This window comes from Kribbella qitaiheensis, from assembly GCF_042657745.1.
Classification (GTDB): Bacteria; Actinomycetota; Actinomycetes; order Propionibacteriales; family Kribbellaceae; genus Kribbella; species Kribbella qitaiheensis.
Window position 1 is genome coordinate 149,092 of the sequence record NZ_JBHSKE010000022.1, and the last position, 21,249, is coordinate 170,340.

General features: G+C 68.7%; 21 protein-coding genes and 1 pseudogene. 7 read left to right on the forward strand and 15 right to left on the reverse strand.

All coding sequences use genetic code 11. The features are described 5' to 3' along the window. Position 1 precedes the first annotated feature (1 nt). Complete coding sequence (locus ACFPJ1_RS19040) at positions 2 to 751, forward strand: enoyl-CoA hydratase-related protein (protein ID WP_380105567.1); 750 nt, start codon at positions 2 to 4, stop codon at positions 749 to 751. On the opposite strand, the gene ACFPJ1_RS19045 is transcribed toward ACFPJ1_RS19040, so the two are convergent. The 7 genes from ACFPJ1_RS19045 to ACFPJ1_RS19075 all read right to left on the reverse strand — a co-directional run bounded on the left by ACFPJ1_RS19045 (position 748) and on the right by ACFPJ1_RS19075 (position 7,112). Then, complete coding sequence (locus ACFPJ1_RS19045) at positions 748 to 1,515, reverse strand: SDR family oxidoreductase (protein ID WP_380105569.1); 768 nt, start codon at positions 1,513 to 1,515, stop codon at positions 748 to 750. The two genes, ACFPJ1_RS19040 and ACFPJ1_RS19045, sit on opposite strands and share 4 nt — an antisense overlap. A gap of 108 nt (positions 1,516 to 1,623) precedes the next feature. Then, entirely contained in the window at positions 1,624 to 2,358 is a 735-nt protein-coding gene (locus tag ACFPJ1_RS19050) for an endonuclease/exonuclease/phosphatase family protein (RefSeq protein ID WP_380105571.1), read from the reverse strand. Next, positions 2,355 to 3,488 carry an ROK family glucokinase gene (locus ACFPJ1_RS19055; RefSeq protein WP_132187946.1) on the reverse strand — a complete coding sequence of 378 codons (1,134 nt, stop codon included), beginning with the start codon at positions 3,486 to 3,488 and terminating at the stop codon, positions 2,355 to 2,357. Before ACFPJ1_RS19055 ends, ACFPJ1_RS19050 begins: the two co-directional genes overlap by 4 nt. An 8-nt stretch (positions 3,489 to 3,496) precedes the next feature. Beyond that, entirely contained in the window at positions 3,497 to 4,453 is a 957-nt protein-coding gene (locus ACFPJ1_RS19060) for an ROK family glucokinase (protein WP_380105573.1), read from the reverse strand. Continuing rightward, on the reverse strand, positions 4,444 to 4,887 hold the full coding sequence (locus ACFPJ1_RS19065; protein WP_380105574.1) for a hypothetical protein: 444 nt from the start codon (positions 4,885 to 4,887) through the stop codon (positions 4,444 to 4,446). The genes ACFPJ1_RS19060 and ACFPJ1_RS19065 overlap by 10 nt, the downstream gene beginning before the upstream one ends. Then, entirely contained in the window at positions 4,884 to 6,230 is a 1,347-nt protein-coding gene (locus tag ACFPJ1_RS19070; protein WP_380105576.1) for an ArsA family ATPase, read from the reverse strand. Before ACFPJ1_RS19070 ends, ACFPJ1_RS19065 begins: the two co-directional genes overlap by 4 nt. Before the next feature lie 3 nt (positions 6,231 to 6,233). Then, positions 6,234 to 7,112, reverse strand: coding sequence for an SRPBCC family protein (locus ACFPJ1_RS19075; protein ID WP_380105577.1), 879 nt, complete (start codon positions 7,110 to 7,112; stop codon positions 6,234 to 6,236). Between the two features lie 98 nt (positions 7,113 to 7,210). Between ACFPJ1_RS19075 and ACFPJ1_RS19080 the strand changes: the two genes are divergently transcribed. Together ACFPJ1_RS19080 and ACFPJ1_RS19085 are read left to right on the forward strand one after the other, a co-directional pair. Further along, positions 7,211 to 9,001 (forward strand): AMP-dependent synthetase/ligase, encoded by a 1,791-nt coding sequence (locus ACFPJ1_RS19080; protein ID WP_380105579.1) that lies wholly within the window; start codon positions 7,211 to 7,213, stop codon positions 8,999 to 9,001. Positions 9,002 to 9,215: 214 nt separating this feature from the next. Continuing rightward, entirely contained in the window at positions 9,216 to 10,472 is a 1,257-nt protein-coding gene (locus ACFPJ1_RS19085) for an MFS transporter (protein WP_380105580.1), read from the forward strand. Here the strand turns inward: ACFPJ1_RS19085 and ACFPJ1_RS19090 are convergent. From ACFPJ1_RS19090 to ACFPJ1_RS19110, 5 genes are all read right to left on the reverse strand, one after another. Next, a complete protein-coding gene (locus ACFPJ1_RS19090; RefSeq protein WP_380105582.1) occupies positions 10,408 to 11,295 on the reverse strand; it encodes a helix-turn-helix transcriptional regulator in 888 nt (295 codons plus the stop codon). The genes ACFPJ1_RS19085 and ACFPJ1_RS19090 overlap by 65 nt on opposite strands. Positions 11,296 to 11,343: 48 nt before the next feature. After that, the gene (locus tag ACFPJ1_RS19095; RefSeq protein ID WP_380105584.1) at positions 11,344 to 12,345 is read right to left on the reverse strand and encodes an aldo/keto reductase; all 1,002 of its coding nucleotides are present in this window, start codon (positions 12,343 to 12,345) and stop codon (positions 11,344 to 11,346) included. 76 nt (positions 12,346 to 12,421) lie between these two features. Beyond that, positions 12,422 to 13,213, reverse strand: a complete 792-nt coding sequence (locus ACFPJ1_RS19100) for an MBL fold metallo-hydrolase (RefSeq protein WP_380105586.1) — start codon at positions 13,211 to 13,213, stop codon at positions 12,422 to 12,424. Continuing rightward, positions 13,210 to 14,019, reverse strand: a complete 810-nt coding sequence (locus tag ACFPJ1_RS19105) for an alpha/beta hydrolase (RefSeq protein WP_380105588.1) — start codon at positions 14,017 to 14,019, stop codon at positions 13,210 to 13,212. Before ACFPJ1_RS19105 ends, ACFPJ1_RS19100 begins: the two co-directional genes overlap by 4 nt. A 49-nt stretch (positions 14,020 to 14,068) precedes the next feature. Next, the gene (locus ACFPJ1_RS19110) at positions 14,069 to 14,863 is read right to left on the reverse strand and encodes an alpha/beta fold hydrolase (RefSeq protein ID WP_380105590.1); all 795 of its coding nucleotides are present in this window, start codon (positions 14,861 to 14,863) and stop codon (positions 14,069 to 14,071) included. Positions 14,864 to 15,012: 149 nt separating this feature from the next. On the opposite strand from ACFPJ1_RS19110, the gene ACFPJ1_RS19115 reads away from it, so the two are divergent. Beyond that, positions 15,013 to 15,981, forward strand: a complete 969-nt coding sequence (locus tag ACFPJ1_RS19115) for a helix-turn-helix domain-containing protein (RefSeq protein ID WP_380105592.1) — start codon at positions 15,013 to 15,015, stop codon at positions 15,979 to 15,981. On the opposite strand, the pseudogene ACFPJ1_RS19120 reads toward ACFPJ1_RS19115, so the two are convergent. Then, positions 15,952 to 16,329: pseudogene (locus tag ACFPJ1_RS19120) on the reverse strand (beta/alpha barrel domain-containing protein); the annotation flags it as partial. The gene ACFPJ1_RS19115 and the pseudogene ACFPJ1_RS19120 sit on opposite strands and share 30 nt — an antisense overlap. Before the next feature lie 163 nt (positions 16,330 to 16,492). On the opposite strand from ACFPJ1_RS19120, the gene ACFPJ1_RS19125 reads away from it, so the two are divergent. Continuing rightward, positions 16,493 to 16,966: a hypothetical protein gene (locus tag ACFPJ1_RS19125; RefSeq protein ID WP_380105593.1), complete on the forward strand. Its 474-nt coding sequence runs from the start codon at positions 16,493 to 16,495 to the stop codon at positions 16,964 to 16,966. A 239-nt stretch (positions 16,967 to 17,205) separates the two neighbouring features. Here the strand turns inward: ACFPJ1_RS19125 and ACFPJ1_RS19130 are convergent, their stop codons facing one another. After that, positions 17,206 to 19,152, reverse strand: coding sequence for a hypothetical protein (locus ACFPJ1_RS19130; protein WP_380105594.1), 1,947 nt, complete (start codon positions 19,150 to 19,152; stop codon positions 17,206 to 17,208). Between the two features lie 268 nt (positions 19,153 to 19,420). Here ACFPJ1_RS19130 and ACFPJ1_RS19135 point away from each other — a divergent pair, with 268 nt between their 5' ends. Further along, entirely contained in the window at positions 19,421 to 19,852 is a 432-nt protein-coding gene (locus ACFPJ1_RS19135) for a VOC family protein (protein WP_380105595.1), read from the forward strand. Between the two features lie 231 nt (positions 19,853 to 20,083). Next, positions 20,084 to 20,323: a hypothetical protein gene (locus tag ACFPJ1_RS19140; RefSeq protein ID WP_380105596.1), complete on the forward strand. Its 240-nt coding sequence runs from the start codon at positions 20,084 to 20,086 to the stop codon at positions 20,321 to 20,323. 28 nt (positions 20,324 to 20,351) lie between these two features. Here the strand turns inward: ACFPJ1_RS19140 and ACFPJ1_RS19145 are convergent, their stop codons facing one another. Then, positions 20,352 to 21,248, reverse strand: coding sequence for a carbohydrate ABC transporter permease (locus ACFPJ1_RS19145; protein WP_380105598.1), 897 nt, complete (start codon positions 21,246 to 21,248; stop codon positions 20,352 to 20,354). Position 21,249 lies beyond the last annotated feature (1 nt).

A 21,249-nucleotide genomic window follows, 5' to 3' on the forward strand; every position in this document is an offset into this window, starting at 1 on the left:
TATGACCGTACTGGTGCACCTGGGTGTCGACGAGGGCGTTGCGACGATCACGCTGGACTCGCCGCACAACAAGAACGCGCTCTCCCAGCAGCTGACCAGCGAGCTCCTCGCTCACCTGGCGGCCGCTGACGCCGACGACGCGGTGCGGGTGATCGTGATCCGCTCCGCGCTCGACGTGTTCTGCTCAGGTGCCGACCTGTCCGAGGCGACGACGGTCGGGATGGGGGTCGGCGCCCAGCGGATGGTGGACGTGCAGCGGGCGATCGTGGCGAACTCCAAGCCCGTGGTGGCTCGCGTGGCCGGGCCGGTGCGTGCCGGGGGGATCGGGATCGTCGCGGCCGCCGACATCAGTGTCGCCGGTGAGAGTTCCACATTCGCCCTGACCGAGGTCCGGCTCGGGCTCGTCGCTGCCACGATCTCCCTCACCGTGATTCCCCGGCTGACCGATCGCGCCGCGTCTCTGACGTTCCTGACCGGCGACGGATTCGGCGGCGCCGAGGCGGCCCGGCTGGGGCTGGTCACCCGCGCCGTCCCGGACGACGACCTGGACGCCGCGCTGGCCGCAGTACTGAAGTCACTGCTCAAGGGTGTGCCGCAGGGGCTCAGGGAGACCAAGAAGCTGCTCAACCGGGAGCTCCTCGCCGACATCGATGCCCGCGGCACCGACCTGGCCGAGCTCTCCGCCGGACTGTTCGGCTCCCCCGCCGCCCAGGAGGCGATGCTCGCCTTCTTGAACCGCAGGAAGGCCTAGCCCGCCCGCCAGCCGCCGTTGCTGGTCAGGAGCTGGCTGTTGATCCAACCGCCTTCGGGTGAGCAGAGGAAGGCGACCAGATTCGCCGTGTCAGTGGGCCGGCCGGCTCGCTTCAGCGGGTTCTCGGCGGTGAACTGCTCGACCATCTCGGGCGTCATCCAGCCGGTGTCGATCGGGCCGGGGTTGATCACGTTGGCGGTGATGCCAAGGTGGCTGAGCTCCTGACCTGCCGCGAGAGTGATCCTGTCCAGCGCGCCCTTGCTCGCGCCGTACGGCAGGTTGTGAACCGTGTGGTCGCTGGTGAGCGCCACGATCCGGCCGTCCCCGTACGGCGCGGCGTACTGCTCGGCGAATGCCTTGATCAGCAGCCAGCCGGCCCGGGCGTTCACCGCGAAGTGCCGGTCGAAACTCTCGATCGTGGTGTCGAGGATCCCGCTGTCCACGGACTCGCAGTGCGACATCACCAGTGCCTGCACCGGTCCCAGGGCCTTGTTGGTCGCGCGGAACACCTCTGCCGGCGCGGCGGTGTTCTCGAAGTCGCCCTCGACCGTGAACACCCGCGCGCCATGCGTCTCGAGCACCTCGGTGATCTCGTCGCGGGCGGCGGTGTCCTGGCCCCACGGCATGCGGTCGTCGTACCGGCTCAGGTAGGTGAAGGCGACGTCCCACCCGGTCGCCGCCAGCCGCTCCGCGATCCCGGCCCCGATGCCGACCCGGCGACCCACTCCCGTCACCAGCACAACCGGTCTCTTCAGCTCGCTCATCCCGCCATCCTGCCGCCGGGATCCCCAGCACACAAAGGGTTTCCGATAACCAGTTGCGGTGCGGAAGCAGTGCTTGCTGCACTTGCCTCCATGACTGGCGCGAGGCTGTCAGCGATCCGCTGCTGGAGTTCCAGCCGGGCTGATCTCGAGCAGCATCGGCAGGTGGTCCGAGCCCGCGGCCAGGTCGTCGCGGGTGACCCCTTCGACCGAGTCGAGCGGAATCACGTGACCGTCGAGGCCCGGGGAGAGCAGCGCGCCGTCGATTCGCTTGACGGGGTTGTTCGAGTGGTACGTCGGGCCGGCCTCGGCGCCGAGGTCGGTCAGTCCCTCAGCCGCAAGGCGTTCCCAGACCGGGCCGTCCGGTTCCTCGTTGAGGTCGCCGACGAGGAGGTAGGGCAGGTTGAAGGAGTTGCAGCCCTTCAGCACCTGCTCGAGTTCGCGCTGGCGACCTCCGATGTGGAGTCCGAGGTGACACACAACCATCGCGAGGTCCACGCCGCCGAGGTTGACCCGGCCGCCGACCGCTCCGCCCGGGAGCTGGGTGGCGATCAGCCGGAGGCGGCGGCGTACGAACGGCCGCCAGACCCGCCAGTGCAAGGGATCCCCAAGCTCGGTGCCGTCGGCAACCAGGATCGCGTTGCGCGCGGACGCCGCGACGTACCGGAGGCCGAACGTCGCCGCCATCGCCTCGCGCTTGCGCCTGGTCCCCCACCAGGTCGGCGCCTCCTGGATCAGTGCGACATCGGGCGCGCAGGCGCGAACGACCCGGGCTAGCGCGTCGCGATCATCACCCCAGCGGTGCACGTTGTACGACAGCACCCGCAGCGACGGGCCTGCCGTCATACCTCAGACTCGTCTTGCAACTCCCGCTCGGGCTCCGGTGCCGCGGTACGCATCCCGGTACGTCGGCCGACCGACTTGCGGGCGGCCCGCTCCAGCCGGGTGGACCGGCCGCTGCGGGCTGCGGTCTTCGCCGTCACCGCGGTCGTCTTGACCCGCACCCGCCGCAGCCAGGTGGCCTCTTCGCGGGCGAGGTCCGCGGCCCCGACCATGCCGGCCTCCGGACCCAGTACGGCGCGCACGATCCGCGCCTCCGGGCGGAATCCACGGCCGGTCAGCGTGCGCTTGAACGCCTCCCGGGCGGGAGCGAGCAGCAACTCGCCGGCATCGGAGACGCCGCCGCCGATGACGAATGTGCCGGGGTCGAGCGCGGCCGCGAGGTTCGCCAGGCCGATGCCCAGCCAGCGGCCGACATCCTCGAGCAGCTCGACCGCGACCGGGTCGCCGTCCTTCGCCAGCTCGGTCACCATCGGACCGTTGATCTTGCGGGGATCACCGTCCGCCGCGCGGAGCAGGTTGTGCGCGACCGGGGAGCCGGACAGGGCCAGCTCCCGGGCCTCGCGGGTCAACGCGTTGCCCGAGGCGTACTGCTCCCAGCAGCCGCGGTTGCCGCACTCGCACCGATGCCCGCCGGGCACGACCTGCATGTGCCCGAACTCGCCGGCGATGCCGAACTTGCCCCGCTGCAGGGCGCCGTCATTGAGGATCGCGCCGCCGATCCCGGTGCCGAGCGTGACGCAGACCAGGTGACTCTCCCCCTGGCCGCCGCCGAAGCGCCACTCCGACCAGGCCGCCGCGTTCGCGTCGTTCTCGACCACTACGGGCAGCCCGAGGCGACGTTCGACCGCGTCGCGCAGCGGTTCGTGCCGCCAGGCGAGGTGCGGGGCGAACAGCACGGACGACCGGGTGCCGTCGACGAACCCGGCCGCGCCGATCCCGACCGCGATCACGTCGTGCCGCGACTCCAGGTCGTGCACGATCTCGGCGATCGCGTCCTCGGTCTCCCGGGGGTCCTTCGTCGGGGTGTCCCGGCGTAACCGGTCCAGGATGTTGCCCTCCGGGTCGACCACTCCGGCGGCCACCTTGGTGCCACCGATGTCGATCCCGATCGTCAACGCCTGTGTCAGAGCCATCGACCCTCCTAACGGCCGGCCGGGCGGCGGGCCAGGTCCGCGGCGCCGATGATGCCGGCGTCGTTGCCCAGTTCCGCCAGGCCGAAGCTGGGGTGCGGCCGGTTGGACTTGGCCGGCAGGTTCTTCTCGAACGCGACCTGCGCCGACTTCAACAGTAGTTCCTTCGCCGCGCTGACCCCGCCGCCGATCACGATCGTGCTCGGGTCGAACAGCGTCGCGATACTCGCCAGGCCCTCCCCCAGCCACCGGCCGAGGTCGTCCAGCAGCTCGACCGCACAGGGGTCGCCGATCGCAGCGGCCTCGGTGATCATCGGGCCGGTCAGCTCCGCCGGGTCCGTGATCCCGCAGACGCTGAGCATCTGCGCCGCGGCCAGCGAGCCGGACTCCGCCTGCGCCCTGGCCTCGCGGACCAGCGCCCGGCCGGAGGCGTACTGCTCCCAGCAGCCCCGCGCGCCACAGCCGCAGCGATGCCCGCCGGGCACCACCCGCATGTGCCCGAGCTCGGCCGCCACGCCCTGTGCGCCGCGCAGCAGCTCGCCTTCGATCACGACGCCGCCGCCGATGCCGGTACCGACCGTCACGCAGACCATGTGCTCGACGTGCTTCGCGGCGCCGAAGGCGAACTCACCCCAGGCCGCCGCGTTCGCGTCGTTCTCCACCACGACCGGCACCTTCAGTACTTCGCTGACGCGCTGACCCAGCGGCTCGTCTCGCCAGGCAAGGTTCGGGGCGAACAGCACCGTCGAGCGGTCCGAGGAGACGAACCCGGCGGCGCCGATCCCGACCGCCTCGACCTCGTGGTCCTTGATCAGCTCGGCGGCCGCGTCGCAGATCGCCTGCGCGGTCTCGTCGGTGGAGTCCGCCGGGGTGTCGCGGTACGCGCGGGCGCCGATCTTGCCGTCCGCACCCACCACACCGGCGGCGATCTTCGTACCACCGACGTCGATGCCGATGCTCAGTCCCATGGTTCGGGGTCCTCACTCACGTCGATCCTGTCCACCCGGGACCGGGCGGGCCGTTCCGTGTCCTGTGCCCCGGCTGTCCGCGCCTCCGCGTCCGCACGGGCCTGTCGCGCAGCCTCCGCGGCGGCCTCCAGCAACGACCGCACCGATCCGAGCACCCCGGCAGCCGCCATCGACAGCTGATCGATCGTCTCCGGGCTGGTGTGCCGCACCTTCGCGATCAGCTGGCAGACGGGACACCACTGGCACTCAGCCGCACCACAGCGCGCCGTACCGTGCTCCTGCTCGTCCTGTACTCCGGGTTCGGCCGCAGCCGGCTCGTCCGCTTCGGGTTCCTCCCGCGGCGGCGCTGGGTCCTGCTGGCGTGCGGCCTGCTGGAGGACGGCGAACAGCTTCGCGGCCTCCTCGGCGACGGTTCCCACCGGCTCCTTGCTCACCTGGTTCCCTCCGTGATCGCGGCCGGGCCGGGATCGAGCTGCTGGCTCATCTGTTCCCGGATCTCCTGTGCCAACCCCTCCGGCAGCAGCTCCTGCTGGGCCAGTCCCTGCGCCGACTCCAGCGGGCCAGTCCCGAGCGGCAGCTCGGAGGGCTTCGGCAACGGCTCGCGAGGCGCGAACCGCACCTGCAAGCGTCCGTCCTCCAGCCGTGCCCCGGCGACGACACCCCGCGCCAGCGCGGCCGGCAGCGGCAGCACCCGGCGGTACGAGCCGATCGTGATGATCAGTTCGTCGCCGTGCCGGGCCAGCTCCAGGTCACTGGCGGATGCCAGCGGCAACGGCATGGTCAGCGTGTAGGTCCGGCCGTCGGTGTCGATGTGGCGATCCACCCACAGCGAGGTCTCGTCGGTGGCCCGCGCGAACGGGTCGTCCTTGCCGTACATCTCCACGGCGAAGGCCGCGAGCTCCTCGACACCGACCGGCTCGCAGGCGCGGTACGGCGACTCCCAGATCGGCAGCGGGCGGAACGAGTCGGCGACGTCCTCGAGGATCCCGCGCTGGGCAGCGACCCACTGCCGCCGCCAGTTGTCGGCGCCGGCGGCCGGGAACACCCGGTTCGCCACGACCCCGTCCACGCGGTAGCCGTACAGGGACAAGGTTGTGAGCGAGCGGCGCGCCTCGGCGACCACGACCGCCTCGGGGGTCAGCACGAGCCGCACGGAGGCGTCAGGCCCTGCCAGCAGCGCGCGGATGTCGGCCAGGTCGCGGTGCAACCGGCGCAACGCGTCGAACACGTTGTCGTCCGGCATCGGGATGCCGGCGGCCTTGCTCAGCAACGGCCGGAAGGTGCGGACCACCTTGCGCTCGACGTTGAAGATCCGGTCCATGTACCAGTTCAGCGCCTCCGGCAGCGCGAGCAGCCGCAACGTCTCGGCGGTCGGGGCGCAGTCGACCACGACCACGTCCCAGCGGCCGGAGCGGACGTGGTCACGCACCTCGAGCAGCGCGAGGACCTCCTCCGCGCCCGGCAACACGGTCAGCTCGTCGGCCTCGATCGGGTCGACCCCGACCACGTGCAGGACCGAGCGCAGGTACGCCTGGATGTCGCCCCAGGAGCGCTCGAACCGGCGCTGCGCGTCGATCTGCTGGACGAACAGCAGGTCATCGATCTCGGTCGGCTCCTGGCCGACGGCGCTGTCGAACGCGTCCGACAGCGAGTGCGCGGCATCGGTGGACAGCACCAGCGTGCGCAGGCCGCGCAGCGCGGCGAGCGTGGCGGTGCCGGCCGCGGACGTGGTCTTCCCCACGCCGCCTTTCCCTGTGTACAGCAGAACCCGGGTCACGGGTCAGGACTCGACGCGCTTCTTGAGCCCCTTCAGGGCGGTGTCGATGATGACCTTCTCGGCCTTGCGCTTGAGCATCCCGATCATCGGGATGGCCACGTCGACCGCGAGCCGGTACGTCACCTCGGTGCCCTCGTCGCCCAGGTCGCGCAACACATAGGCGCCGTCCATGCCTTTCACCATCTTGGCCTGGACGAGCGTCCAGGTGACCTCGTTGCGGGACCACACGTAGTCCAGCGTGTACTCGTCGGAGATCGCCCCGGCATCCACCTTGAACCGCACCTGTTTCGGCCGGCCGGCCTCGTCGGTGGACAGCACCTCGGTCTCGCGCATCGAGTCGGCCCACTCCGGATACGCCTCGAAGTCCGCGATCACTGCCATGATCGCCTTCGGGGTCGCGTTCACGACGATGGTCGAGGTGGTCTGCTCTGCCATCGATTCACCTCTCCGCTGCCGGGACTTGGAAGGGGCGCCGCCGCCCTCCCCGGAGACTATCGCGGGTTCCCAGCCGGACCTGCGCTCGCCCGCGGCGCGGCCACCTTCGACTTCGTCCTTGAACTGCCAGATGTTGTCCCGGTACCGCGCGACGTACTGCTCCTGCAGCTTCGCGAGCCCCCGGCGGCCGGTCCGGCGTACCGGGTCGACCCGGAGGTACCAGTGCACCACCACGCCGTCGCGGACCTGCTCGAGCCACCACTCCGCAGTACCGATCGCGGCGCCGGTGACGGCCCACCGGACGCCCTCCAGGCCGCGGCGCTCCGACGGGGTCAGGGTCAGCTCGGGCCACCACTCGCGCCAGAGGGTGTCCTCACCGAGACGATCCGCGACGTAGGCTGGATCAGCAACGACCAAGTCGTCGCAACTGATGTCGAGCGATGGCATAGCTAGTTCCCTGGGTCACTCTCATCTGGCTACTTCCGGGTAGGTGACTGTAGCGTGCGCCGGAGTCGACTATTCGTGACCGACTGAGGAGACGCGGAATGCGTGAGTACACCACCCCCGCGGTGATCGAGCCACCGACCACCGGCAGCCTGAGCGATCCCGTCTGGGCGAACGCGTCCTCCCATCCTGACACCGCGGTCTTCAGCCGCCGGGTCGAAGGCGGCTGGCTGGACATCTCGGCGGCCGAGTTCGCCCGCCAGGTGAGCGGGGTGGCGAAGGGCCTGATCGCGGCCGGGGTGAAGCACGGCGACCGCGTCGCGCTGCTGAGTGCCACACGGTACGAGTGGATCCTGATCGACTACGCGATCTGGAGCGTCGGCGCGGCCACTGTGCCGATCTACGAGACGTCCTCCGCGTCCCAGATCCAGTGGATCCTGACCGACTCCGAGGCCGTCGTCGCGATCGTCGAGAACGCCGCGCACGGCGCCGTCGTCGAGTCCGCCCGGACCGAGGCGCCTTCGCTGCAAGAGGTCTGGCAGATCGAGTCCGGCGCGGTCGACGAGCTCACCGTGCTCGGCCAGGACATCTCCGACGCCGAACTGGACAAGCGCCGTACCGCGGTCGTCCCCTCCGACCTGTCGACGCTGATCTACACCTCCGGCACCACCGGCCGTCCCAAGGGCTGCAAGCTCAGCCACGCGAACTTCATGGACGAGCTCGGCACCGCGGTGAAGGTACTGCCGGGCCTGTTCAAGCTGACGGGCGCCTCCACCCTGCTGTTCCTGCCGTTGGCGCACGTGTTCGCCCGGATCATCCAGGTCGGCTGCGTGATGATGCGGGTCAAGGTCGGCCACACCGCGGACGTCAAGAACCTGGTCGCGGACCTCGGCGAGTTCAAGCCGACCTTCATCCTCAGCGTGCCGCGCGTCTTCGAGAAGGTGTTCAACACCGCCAGCCAGACCGCGCACGCATCCGGCAAGGGCAAGATCTTCGACGCCGCCGCGGAGACCGCGATCGCGTACTCCCATGCGCTCGACAAGGGTGGCCCGAGCTTCGGCCTGAAGGCTAGGCACACCCTGTTCGACAAGCTCGTCTACGCCAAGCTCCGCAACGTCCTGGGCGGCCAGGTCGACTATGCCGTCTCCGGCGGCGCTCCCCTCGGCGACCGCCTCGGCCACTTCTTCCGCGGCATCGGCGTACCGGTCCTGGAGGGCTACGGCCTCACCGAGACCACCGCCGCGCTGGCCGTGAACCTGCCCGACGACATCCGCATCGGCACCGTCGGCAAGCCGCTGCCCGGCGTCACCGTCGGCGTCGCCGAGGACGGCGAGCTCTGCTTCAAGGGCGGCCAGGTGATGCTCGGCTACTGGAAGAACGACGAGGCCACGGCCGCCGCGATCGACGCCGACGGCTGGTTCCACACCGGCGACCTGGGCGAGTTCGACGTCGACGGCTTCATCAAGATCACCGGCCGCAAGAAGGAGATCCTGGTGACGGCCGGCGGCAAGAACGTGGCCCCCGCCGTCCTGGAGGACCGCATCCGCCTGCACCCCCTGGTCAGCCAGTGCATGGTCGTCGGCGACGGCAAACCCTTCATCGCCGCCCTCGTCACCATCGACCCCGAGACGATCGGCGCCTGGGCCGCCAAGAACGGCAAGCCCAACGACATGTCCACCCTGGCGACCGACAAGGACCTGATCGCCGAGATCCAGTCCGCCGTCGACGACGCCAACACCGCGGTCTCGAAGGCCGAAGGCATCAAGAAGTTCACCATCCTGGAAACCGACTGGACCCAGGAGAACGGCGAACTCTCCCTCAAACTCTCCCTCCGCCGCCACATCGTGATGGAAAAGCACGCCGCAGACGTAGAAGCCCTCTACCAGAAGTAGCTGGTACTTCGGCCCGCTTCGCGACTCCTGCGTCGCCGCTCGACCCACCCACCCCGGGTTCGTGCGACCGCATCATGTCGCTGTAAACGCGCTGCCTCTGAACAGGGACGTCGAGGGGAACGTCCCTGCTCCGACGTTGCAGGTGACAGCCCAGTTCTGGGTGGTGGCTATGCGACGGAAGAGGCTCGTGATGAAGGGTCCGGCGGAGCGGGTTATGCGGACGTATTTGGTGCTCGTGGTGGTGTCGACTAGTGCTTCGTCGATGATCTGGGGCATCAATACGCTCTTCCTGCTTGATGCCGGGTTGAGTGTGGGCGAGGCGTTTGCGGCCAATGCGTTCTTCACTGCGGGGATGGTGCTGTTCGAGGTGCCTACGGGCGTCGTTGCCGACACCGTCGGGCGGCGTATGTCGTATCTGCTGGGGGCGGCCACGTTGGTGGGGGCGACGTTGTTGTATCTGCTGCTGTGGCAGACGCAGGCGCCGTTTGCCGCCTGGGCGGGGGCGTCGGTGTTGTTGGGGCTGGGGTTCACGTTCTTCAGTGGGGCCACCGAGGCGTGGCTTGTGGATGGGTTGAACGCCACTGGGTATCAAGGGTCGCTGGAGGCGGCCTTCGCCAAGGGCCAAGTAGCTGGTGGGGTCGCCATGATGGGTGGCACGATCGCCGGTGGGGTGTTGGCTCAGACGACCAACCTCGGTGTGCCGTACGTCGTGCGGGCGGTGCTGCTCGCTCTCACCTTCGTGGTGGCGTGGCGGGCGATGCATGATGTCGGCTTCGCGCCGAAGCCGCGGGTGTCGGTGACCGCCGAGATGCGCGGGATCCTGCGGGCGTCCATGCGTCACGGACTGGGCAATCCGCCGGTGCGGTGGTTGATGCTCGCCGCCCCCTTCGCCGCGGGCGTCAGCGGGTACGGGTTCTACGCCGCCCAGCCCTACCTGCTCGAGCTTTATGGCAGCAGCGACTCGTACGCGATTGCCGGGCTGGCCGCTGCACTTGTCGCCGGGGCACAGATCGCCGGTGGCGCCTCGGCATCGCTGGTGAGCCGGGCGTTCCGGCGGCGTACTTCGGTACTGCTGATCACCTCCGTGCTCATCGCGGTGTCGCTGGTGCTGATCGGTCTGGTGTCGAACTTCTGGGCGGCGCTCGTGCTGCTGGCGATCTGGGCCACCATGTTCGCGGCCGCCATGCCGGTCAGGCAGGCATTCCTCAACGGCCTGATCCCGTCGGACCAGCGCGCGACGGTACTGTCCTCGGACAACCTGCTCGCCTCTGGCGGTGGCGTCGTCATCCAGCCCGCGCTCGGCAAGGCGGCCGATGTCTGGGGCTTCGGCCCGGCGTACGTCGTCGGCGCCGGCATCCAGTTGCTCGTTCTGCCGTTCATCCTCCTGGCCCGGCGCGAACGTGCGATCACGGACGCGCCTCCGGACGCCGAGAAGAAGACGGCCGATGAGCAGGTTCTCGCCCGGGCCTGACCGGCAGATCCCCGGCGGCGGTCCAGCTGGCCAGCATCGCGAGGCGTTCGGCGGTCGGCGAGTCCGGGGCGGCGAGGTGCGTGATCAGGGTCTGTTCGTTGTCCTGGGCAATGGACAAGCGCTCGTAGGTGAGTTCGAGCGAGCCGACCAGCGGGTGGTTGAGGCGTTTCCGGCCCAACGTCTTCTCCTTGACCGTGTGGTCGGCCCACAGCGCGCGGAACTCAGGGCTGTTGATGCTCAGGTCACCCACCAATTCCGCGAGCCAGCGGTCATGTGGGTGGCGCGCGGTCTGGACCCGGAGCTCGGCGGTCACGGTCTCGGCATCAGCCGACCAGTCGGGGAAGAAGTCGCGTGACGCCGGATCAAGAAAGAATTTCCGGGCCCGGTCGCGCGTCCGCGGATCCTCGGTGAGGCTGAACACAGCGTTGCCGAGGGCATTCGCCGTGACGATCACCATCCGGTAGTCGACCACGATCGCGGGGACATCACGCAGGCTGTCGAGCAACTGGTGCACGCTGGCGCGGATGATCGGCCGCGACCCGCCGTCGGAGCGCTGGGGCCGGGCGAGGTCGTGCAGGTACGCGTTCTCAGTGGTGGTGAGCCGCAGCGCGCGGCTGATCGCGTCCAGCACCGCGTCCGACACCTGCCGACCGCGCCCCTGCTCCAGGCGGGTGTAGTAGTCGCTGCTCACGCCAGCGAGCTGCGCAACCTCCTCGCGCCGCAGACCGGGCACGCGTCGCTGTCCGTGCTGCACCAGGCCGACATCGCCCGGATTGAGGCGAGCGCGCCGGGACCGGAGGAAGTCGCCGAGCTGAGCATTCACCCTTCCACCGTATGCCCGGCGGCCCAACTCAGCCTGGCCCTGCCAGACCTACTCGCGTCCAGCCGAGGTGAACGTCATGTCGGCGTAGCGGCTGCCCGCCACGCTGTCGGCGAGCGGTTCGAGCTGCGCCAGTTCCTCGTCGGTCAGCGTGATGAGCGCGCCGCGCGCGTTCTCGACCACCCGCGCGCTGCTGCGCGTACCGGGGATCGGTACGACGGGAAGGCCGAACACCCGCTCCTGCGCGTGCAACCAGGCCAGCGCGATCTGCGCGAGCGTCGCACCACGCGCAGCGGCAATAGCCCGCAGTGGAGCCAGCAGGTCGTGGTTGGCCGTGTCGTTGCCTCCAGAGAACCGCGGCATGCTCCGGCGTACGTCGTTGCTCTCGAGGTGGTCCGTCGAGGGCACCGCGCCGGTGAGGACGCCTCGGCCCAACGGCGAGTACGGGACGAGCGCAGTACCGAGCTCGGCAGCCGCCGGCGCGACCTGGGTCTCGATGTCGCGGCTGAACAGCGACCACTCCGACTGCACAGCAGCGATCGGATGTACGGCGTACGCGGCGCGCAGCTCGTCGGCGGTCACCTCGCTGAGGCCCAGGTGACCTACTTTGCCGGCTTTGACCAACTCGGCCATAGTGGCGACGGTCTCCTCGATCGGCACGTTCACGTCGCGGCGGTGCATGTAGTACACGTCGATTTGGTCGACACCCAGCCGGCGCAGGCTGGCCTCGGCGGCAGCGCGGATCGACGCCGGGTCGTTCACGATTCCCCGCGCCCGATCAGCGAGGCCGAACTTCGTCGCGATCACCACCTCGTCGCGGTGCGCGGCCAGGAACGGCGCGAGGAACTGCTCGTTCGCGCCGTCGCCGTAGGCGTCCGCCGTGTCGAAGAGCGTGATCCCGACCTCCAGCGCCTGCTCGAGCGTCGCCCGCGCGGCGGCCTCGTCGGTCGGCCCGTAGTACCCGGTGTTCATCGCCATCGCGCCGAAGCCCTGCCGGCCCACCACCGGTCCGTCGATGCCGAGACGGACCTTGCCCAGTTCCCAATCAGTCATGCGACCGAGCCTCGCGCAGCATGTCGCATCGAACCAGGCCGCCCTCAACCTAGGTCCAGCAGAACCAGCCAGGGGATCAGACCGCCAGCGTCTTCGGGGCCCCCAAAGTGAGCCAGGTCAGCGAGTCGCGGACATCGGGAGGAGCCGCGGCGAAGGCCTTCTCGATGGTGTCGCGGCCCTGGGTGAAGTGGCTCCAGCCTTCGTAGTGGACGGGGATGACCGTGTGCGGCCGGAGGAGTTCGCAGAGTTCGACGCCTTCGGGTCCGGACATCGTGTAGCGCAGAGGCCCGGTGACGTTGAATTGGACCGCGCCTAGGTGAAGCAACATCGTGCCGACGTTCACGCGGCTGGCGACCTCGCGCACACCGGAGTACAGGACTGTGTCGCCGGAGATCCACAAGGCGCCGTGTTGCTGGCCGGGCCAGCGAAGGGCGAAGCCGGTGACTTCTCCGGTGATCGGGCGGCTCAGCGGAGGGCCGTGGCGGCAGGGAGTCGCGGTGATCTCGAGCGTGGGCAGGCCGGGCTTCGCCAGCGAGTGGACCGACCAGGGCGAAAGACCCACGGCGCTACCGCCGAGCCGACGGGCGCCTGCCACGGTGGTCACGACAGCACCGACACCAGGCAGCAGGGCCCGGCCGGCGTCGTCGAGGTTGTCGGCGTGGTGATCGTGGGTCAGCAGTACTGCGTCGACCGGCGGCAGGTCCGCCGCAGGCTCGGCCGGACCGACCACCTTGGTGGAGGCCGAACCCCAGCCGAACGAGTACCGGCGGCCCGGCGGGTCGAAGGTCGGGTCTGTGAGGAGACGCCAACCTTCGACCTCGATCAGGGTGGTCGGGCCGCCGATGTGCGTGATTCGGACGTCGGTCACGGCTTGTCGGTCGCCGCGTGGCTCAGGGCCCAGTCGAGGACCTCGTCGGCGATCGTCTCCCAGCCGGCCTGCGCGGGCAGCAGGTGCGCGTACCCCTCGTACAACTTCACCTCGGTCACGGTGTCCGACTTGTAGTGCTTGGCGTTCGAGCGCTGCACGTGGGGCGGCATGATGTGGTCCTCGGAGCCGGAGACGAACAGCAGCGGCGCCCGGTGATCGTTGTGGTAGTCGACCCAGGTGTCCTGGTGCCCGGGCTGGAAGTTCGCCAGCACGCTCCCCCACAGGATCCCGCCGTTCGCCGGGATCGCGTACCGCTCGTACAGGGCCTTCGACTCCTCGTCGGTGAAGGTGTTGGTGAAGGCGTACTTGAACTCCTCCAGCGACAACGGGATCGCCTTGTGCCGGTTCGCAGGGCTCTTCAGCACCGGCAAGGTCGACTTCACCTGCGACAGCGGTACGACGCGGACGCCTTCGGTCGGCGCCGAGTTCATCGCCACGCCGGCCGCGCCGAAGCCGTGGTCGAGCAGGATCTGGGTGAACGCGCCACCCGCGGAGTGACCGATGATGATCGGCGGCGAGGGCAGTTCCCGGATCACCGACTCGATGTGCTCGATGATCATCGGCACGGTCAGCTTGAGGATCGGCGTCGGGTCGGCGTTCAGCGACTCGACCTCCACCTCGAAGCCCGGGTACCCGGGCGCGAGCACGCGGAAGCCGCGCTCCTCGTAGTGCTTGACCCAGTTCTCCCAGCTTCGCGGCGTCATCCAGAAGCCGTGCACCAAGACGATCGTGTCCGGAGCAGCCATGATCAGAATCCCTTTCGGTCAGGACGGCGTGTGTCGGTGCGGCGCGGCATCAGGAGGTTCTCCTGGCAGCGGCGAGGATGAGGTCGGTCGTCGGGCCGGGCTTCGAGATCATCGCGACGTGCGACGCCTTCACCTCGACGATGTGGGCGCCGGCCCGCTTCGCCATGAAGCGCTGCGCGGCGGGCGGGATGACCTGGTCGTTCGCGGCGACGAGGGTCCACGACGGGATCGTCTTCCACGCCGGTACTCCGGAGGGCTGCTCCAGCGTGCCCAGATCGGCCGGGCGCTGCGAGACCGCCATCACGGCGGCGGTGGACGCGGACACGTCGGCCGCGAACACCTTCCGGAACAGCGAGAGCTTGATATAGCCGTCGGCACCACCCGGGTACGGCCGGATGTCCAGCGCGTCCGGGGTCAATTGGCTGCCGGGGAACTGCCCGGACAGGCCGCCGACGGTGTCACCCAGATCCGGTGCGAAGGCGGCGATGTAGACCAGCGCCTTCACGTTCTTGTTGCCAGTGGCCGCGTTGGTCAGCACGAACCCGCCGTACGAGTGTCCGACCAGCACGATCGGGCCCTTCACCGTCGCGAGAACGCTGCGCAGGTACGCCGAGTCGGGGTCGACGCCGCGGAGCGGGTTCGCGGGCGCCAGCACCGGGTAGCCCTTGCGCTGGAGATTGCGGATCACGTCGTTCCAGCCGGAGGCGTCGGCGAAAGCGCCGTGCACGAGCACGATGGTCGGTTTCGGGCCGTGCTGCGAGACCGCGGACGCCGATCCGGCGATGCCGAAGATCATCGCGACCGCGAGGAGAAGGTGGGCTAGACGCCGTTTGCGCAGGAACATGACTCTCCTTCGAGCAAGGGAACGTGAGGGCCCCCCAGGCACCGTGGGCGCAAACATAGCCAGCGGAAAGCGGCCCGACATAGGATCTGACTGCACGGTTCCGGGCTGCTGGTGCACAGTTCGCCTACCCCCTGAAGCGGAGGCTGGCGATGGCGGTCATCCTCGACACGACCGACCTGCCGCCCCAGGATCGCGCCGAGGCCTTCTACGCGGCGATGATGTCCGCGAGCGTCCCGTCGCGGGTGGAGCACGAGGATCGGCACGGCGATGTCCATGCCCGGATGGATTTCTGGCAGCTCGGAGCGCCGGATCTGTTCCGCAACGAAGGCTCCGGCATCCGATTGGTCCGCACCACCAAGCACGTACGGCAGGGAGCCCCCGAGCGTCTCGCCCTCGCAGTACAAGTGATCGGCACCGGCGCATTCAGTCAGGACAAGCACGTTCAACAGGTGCACACCGGTGAACTGATGCTGGTGGACCTGACCTCTCCTTACGAATTCGCCTGGAGCGGTCACGGAGCGTCTCTTGCGTTCCAGATCGACTACAGCGATCTCGGGTTGAGTGTCGAGACCGTCCGTGCCGCGGCCTCGCGGCTGCCCAGTAGCCCGGTGTATGACCTGATGCTCCACCACCTGAGCGGGCTGCCACCGATCAGTGACGCACTGCAAGGCACTCGTTCCGGACCGATGCTCGGCGCCGCGACCACCAATCTCGTCCGTGCTCTGCTCGCCTCAGCGGCCGACGACGACCGAAACCATCGCCCGGCGATGGCCGACGTCCTCTTCACGCGGATCACCTGGTACGTACGTCAGCACCTGGCCGATCCGGATCTCACCCCGGCGCGGGTGGCGTCGGAGCACTACATCTCGCTGAGGTACCTCTACAAGCTGTTCGCCAGCCACCACCTCAGCTTCGAGCAGTGGCTCATCAACGAACGCCTCGAGGGCGCCCGCCGCCACCTCACCTCCCCCGCTGCCCGGCACCTACCGATCGCCGCGATAGCCGCCCGCTGGGGCTTCGCGGATCCCGGCCACTTCACCCGCCGCTTCCGCCACGCCTACGGCATGACCCCACGCGACTGGCGGCGGTCAGGAGGGGAAGTCGCCGGCGCTGAGTAGAGCGCTGGGCAGGGGTTTGCCGAGTTGGTGTTGGAGCCAGCCGGCAGCGGCGATGGTTTGCGTCAGGTCGAGCCCAGTGGTTCGGCCCATGCGGTTGAAGAGATAGATGAGATCCTCCGTGGCGACGTTGCCGGTTGCTGCCGGGGCGAATGGGCAGCCACCGGCTCCGCCGATGCTGGCGTCCAGCGTTGTGACGCCGGCCTGTACTGCGGCCACGGCGTTCGCGACGCCGGTATCGCGGGTGTCGTGCAGGTGAAGCCGCAGCGGCAGGTCGTCCGCGAGCTTGGCGGCCAGCGCCACGCGCTCGGTGATGTCGGGGGGCACGGCGACCCCGATCGTGTCGGCGAGGGGCGAGTTCGTCCGTCCCCGCGTCGACCACGCGCTGGAGGACCTCGCTCAGACGATGCAGCGAGACCTCACCCTCGAGCCGCCTGCCACTCCCTAATCCCCCAGGACGATCCCCCGCTCCCTTAAGCTCCCGGCTTGTTGAACGACCCGAGGGAGCCACGGCATGCACGGCGGGAGCGAGACCACGGAGGAAGTACCTGTCGAGCATCTGCGGTTCGGTCGCTATCTGCAGGAACTGGCCGACGTCCTCCCCGAGGACGAAGCCGGCCTGGTGCGGACGGTCCTGCGTGATCCGGACAAGACGATGGCGCAGTCGGCGGTCGTCCGTCATCTGGATCGACGAGCGGCCCAGTTGCTTTCCGACGCGGCATTTCCTGGCTGGTCCGATGCCCTGTCCACCGTGATCGTAGACAGAGAGTTCCTGGTCCACCGGCTACGGGAATGGACGTTGTTGAGGTCGATCGCCATCAACGACTCCTGGTCAGCAGAGGATCTCCTCGCTGCCTCCGACTGGTTCCAGCGCACAGCTGCGCAGGTGCTGACCTCATCTGCTGCTCTGCACCTGCTCGCCGACGAGGGAAGAACGCGCCGGGTTCGTGCTGCCGCCCGCCGCCGACTGGCCGAACAGCACCGATAACCGGGCCCTTTGCTTCACAGGTCTTGACGATCCGACCACCGAGCCCGGCACCTAGCTGCACCCAGGTTCACGACTCAGCTGCCCTGCTAATGCGGGACCAGACCCCGCCCGCTACTCAGGTGCGCTGATGCCGTTCCAAGCTGTCGCCCGGACGCTGTCCCCCGGGCCTCGACTCCGATGCCGGCACGTTCGCGATCATCCGGGCCGTCGCCGTACAAGCGCTACCGGTCCGCCTGCCGCTACCGACCCCCGAGTGGACGGGAGGTGCCGGTGGGGTCCGCGAGTGGATGGGTACCGATGGGGTCCACGAGTGGATGGGTACCGATGGGGTCCACGAGTGGATGGGTACCGATGGGGTCCACGAGTGGATGGGTACCGATGGGGTCCACGAGTGGATGGGTACCGATGGGGTCCACGAGTGGATGGGTTCCGGTGGGGTTCGCGAGTGGATGGGTTCCGGTGGGGTCTACGCGGAATTTGAAGCCGTGCTTGGTGGTCCACTCCAGTGCACCGTCGTCCAGGCGGTGTACCCGCCAACCGCCGTGGGTCTTGACCCGGTGGCTGTAGCGCCGCAGCGGGGTGAGGTTGTCGGTGCTGGTCTGCCGTGGCGGCCCGGTCGCGCCGAAGTCGAACGGCGCGATGTGGTCCAGATCGAGGCTGTCGGTGGTCTCGGCGGCGCCGAACACGAACTGCTCGACCGGATGGGTGAGCTTGACCCGCTCCCGGATCCGGCGCGGAATCTCGTACGCGTCGACGCCGACCTTGCCGTTCAGATCGATCACCGGCTTGACGACGATCCGGTCATGGCCGAGCAACTCCTCCAGCCGGGCCGCGAACACGGGACCGAAGCGCTCCACCCGCGCGACCCCACCGCCGGCCAACAGCGTCTCGTCGGTGATATGCACATAGACCGTCGTGCGGGCAGGCCCACGCCCAGCCACCCCGGAACCCTGGCTGCTGTAGGCACCTTGTCTGATCGCCGCCAGCTTCCTCGCGACCTCCCGGCGCGCGGCACTGTCCATCTCTGGACCAGCAACTCGAGCAGGTTCAGCGGACTCCGCGCAACGGTCGTCCACCGACTCTGGATCAGGTAGACCAGCCGAACAAGACTGGCGGTCGTAGTCCGGGTCACTGGGGTGCGGCGGTTCCCGGTCGGCCTCATCGTGCTCGCCAGGCTCATCGACAACGAACCGTCCCGCCGCCCCATCCTCCCCACCACCCGCAAAATCCGCGGTCTCGTCTGCCAACGGGACCGGGAGGTCGGCGGGATGCGCGGGCTGGTCGGTGGTATCTGGAGTGGGGTTGGCCGCGGCACCTGTGCCGGCCTTGGCTGGTTCTGCCTCTGCTGATGCAGGTGCGGTGGTCCCGACGGCTCCGGCCTCGGCTCCGCCGTCGGCTGTGGTGGTGGTTGGGGTGAGGTGGTGGGCGACGGTGAGGAGTTCGTTGGTCAGGGCCGGGTCGGCGATGATCCCGATCGCCTTGGCCTTGCGCAGCGGCAAGGTGTCGGTATCGCCGAGTTGCGCGAGCGCATCGGCGATCTGGCGAATGGTCGCCTTGAAATGGATCACGTCGCCGGTGGCCGCCCGGACATACAGCGTGGTGGTGCCGTGATCGTCGGCGCGACCCGCCCAGACACCGCGCTCCTTGGCTCTGGCCTCGGCCGCAGCCCGCGCCGCGTCCGGGTCGGCCTGCTGGACAGCCGCCTTCACGATCCTGTCCAACCGCACCGGCGTCACGGTATCGATAATCCCCGCGACCCGACGGTCGACAATCTCGGCGGCCTCCACCGACAGCGCCAAACACGCCGTCGCGACAGTGCGGGCCTTCCACGGCTCACCGTGACCGCCCTTGACCTGGGCCCAGATCCGCGGCAGCCGATGACGCAACGCGAGCGACTGACCGATGAAGACCGCCGCCGAACCCGCCGAGCGGCCGATCACCGCCCCGAACTCGGCGACCGCGAACTCCGCGACACCAGGACACCCCGCACCGCCATACACCACACCGCGTTCGCCACCGGCCAACAACACCCGGCCGGGCACCGTCGCGGGGTCGGGGTGCAGGTCGGCGAAGTGCTGCGCGAGCTCGATCAGCCGCACCTCGGCCCGCGTGCGCAGCCCATGTAGCTCGGCGGCCGAGGTCAGCGTCTCGGTCGCACCCAACTCAGCCACATCCCTGTCGAACATGCGTTCGACACTACCCTGAGTGATGACCCGATCGCAACTCAACCAAAGGCTCGATTCTCGTTATCCACAAGGGGAAACTTCACACGCGGAAGCGGGAGCCGTTGATGTATTACTACTAGTAGAGCCACTGCGAGTAGGCGCGCGAGCTCAAGACGGGAGGACTTGAAGAATTGCCTGGAAAAGTGCTCATTGGGTGAGCACTTCTGCGGGTGATGATGGTGTTCACCGAGGTGGAAACACCGCCTCGAGACCGACTCAGGGAGTGCCGATGTTCCGAGGATTCGCCACCATCAGCTTCTACGCCGACGACCTCGCCGCCGCGCGGGACTGGTACACCGAGTTGCTCGGACAGGAGCCGTACTACGCGTTCCCGGCCGCGCCCGCCACCCCGGCGTACATGGAGTTCCGGGTGGGCGACGACGGCGACGAACTCGGCTTCATCGACCGCAAGTACGCCCCGCCCGGCGCGTCGAACGCCCCCGGCGGCGCGGTGATGCACTGGCACGTCGACGACCTCGCCCGCACCTTCGAGAAGCTCCTGGCGATGGGCGCCAAGGAGTACCTCCCCATCACCTCCCACGGCGACAGCGACTTCACCACCGCCTCGGTCGTCGACCCCTTCGGCAACGTCCTTGGCATCATGCACAACCCCCACTACCTGGAGATCCTCGCCGCCCGCGAACAAGCCACCACAGACTGACCCGCTGCAGCGACGATGCCTCGTACTCCGCATCGCCCGCGCGGAGTACGAGGCATTGACTCGCCAAACGAGCTATGAGCACGGCGGCAGCACGGAACGTCTTTCGAAGTCGTCGCACCTGCCGGCGAGTTCTGCCCGTTCGCCCTCCGGATCGCAGGTGTCAGCTCCTCGACCGTCAGGCCCGGTACGGCGAGCGGCAACCTGATCGTCACCGGGGCGGCGACCGCGACGGTGACGAACCTCGAGACCAACGAATCGCGCCGCTACAACATCTCAGGCCCGACCTTCATCGACGCCGAGACCGGCCGGCTGGTTCTGACCGGGACCGCCCTCGTCGGACAACCCGCCAGCCAGAACGTCGGCAGCACCTTCCTGATCGTGACCCGCGGCCGCGTCACCTTCACCCCCGCCAACACCATCGAGTCCCACCACGGCACCATCGCCCACAACATCTGCGCCGAACTCGCCTGATCAACGGCGGCGACGCGGGGCGTCGTACCTAGCGGCCGCCGGTGAAGGTTATGCCGTTGGTGATTTGTTTCTGGGCGAAGAAGAAGATGGCCAGGCAGGGGAGGGTGATGAGGACTGAGGTTGCCATCAGCAAGGGGGTGTCGGTGCCGTTGACGGATTGGAAGCCGGCCAGGGCCAGGGGCAGGGTCTTCCATTGGTCGGAGTTGATGTAGATGGCAGGCCCGAGGAAGTTGTTCCAGTAGCCCATGAACAGCAGGATCGAGACCGCCACCACCGCAGGCCGGGCCAGGGGTAGGTAGACCGAGAGGAACATGCGGAACCACCCGCAACCGTCGACGACCGCGGCGTCCGCCAGTTCGGAGGGCATCCGGGCGAAGAACTGGCGGAACAGGAAGATGTAGAACGGTGACCCGAAGAAGGCCGGCAGGATCAGCGGGTAGAGGGTGTCGATCATGCCCAGGTTGTTGAAGAGCATGAACTGGGGAACCATCGTCACCTCCCCCGGCAGCAGCATCGTCGCCAGCACCACCCCGAAGATGACCCCGGAGAAGCGCACCCGTAGCCGCGCGAAGGCGAAGCCGGCCAACGAGCAGGAGAACACGGTGCCGACGATCGGGATCAACGTCGTCAGCACGGAGTTCAACGCGTAACGCCAGAACGGGAACGACGTGATCGCGCGGGTGTAGTTGTCCCAGAGGAACTCGCGCGGCCAGATGCTCGCCCCCGAGCTCCCTACGCCGGCCAGCGAGCGCAGCGACGTCGCGATCATCCACAGGAACGGGTAGACGAAGGCGAGCGACCCCAGCGCCAGTACGACGTACAGCGCGATCGTCACCGGCAGGTTGCGCCGCCAGTACGGGCGGTCGGCGCGGCGGTGGACCGCGGTGGATTCGACGGGAGGACGGGTCTCGACCAGGACAGCCATG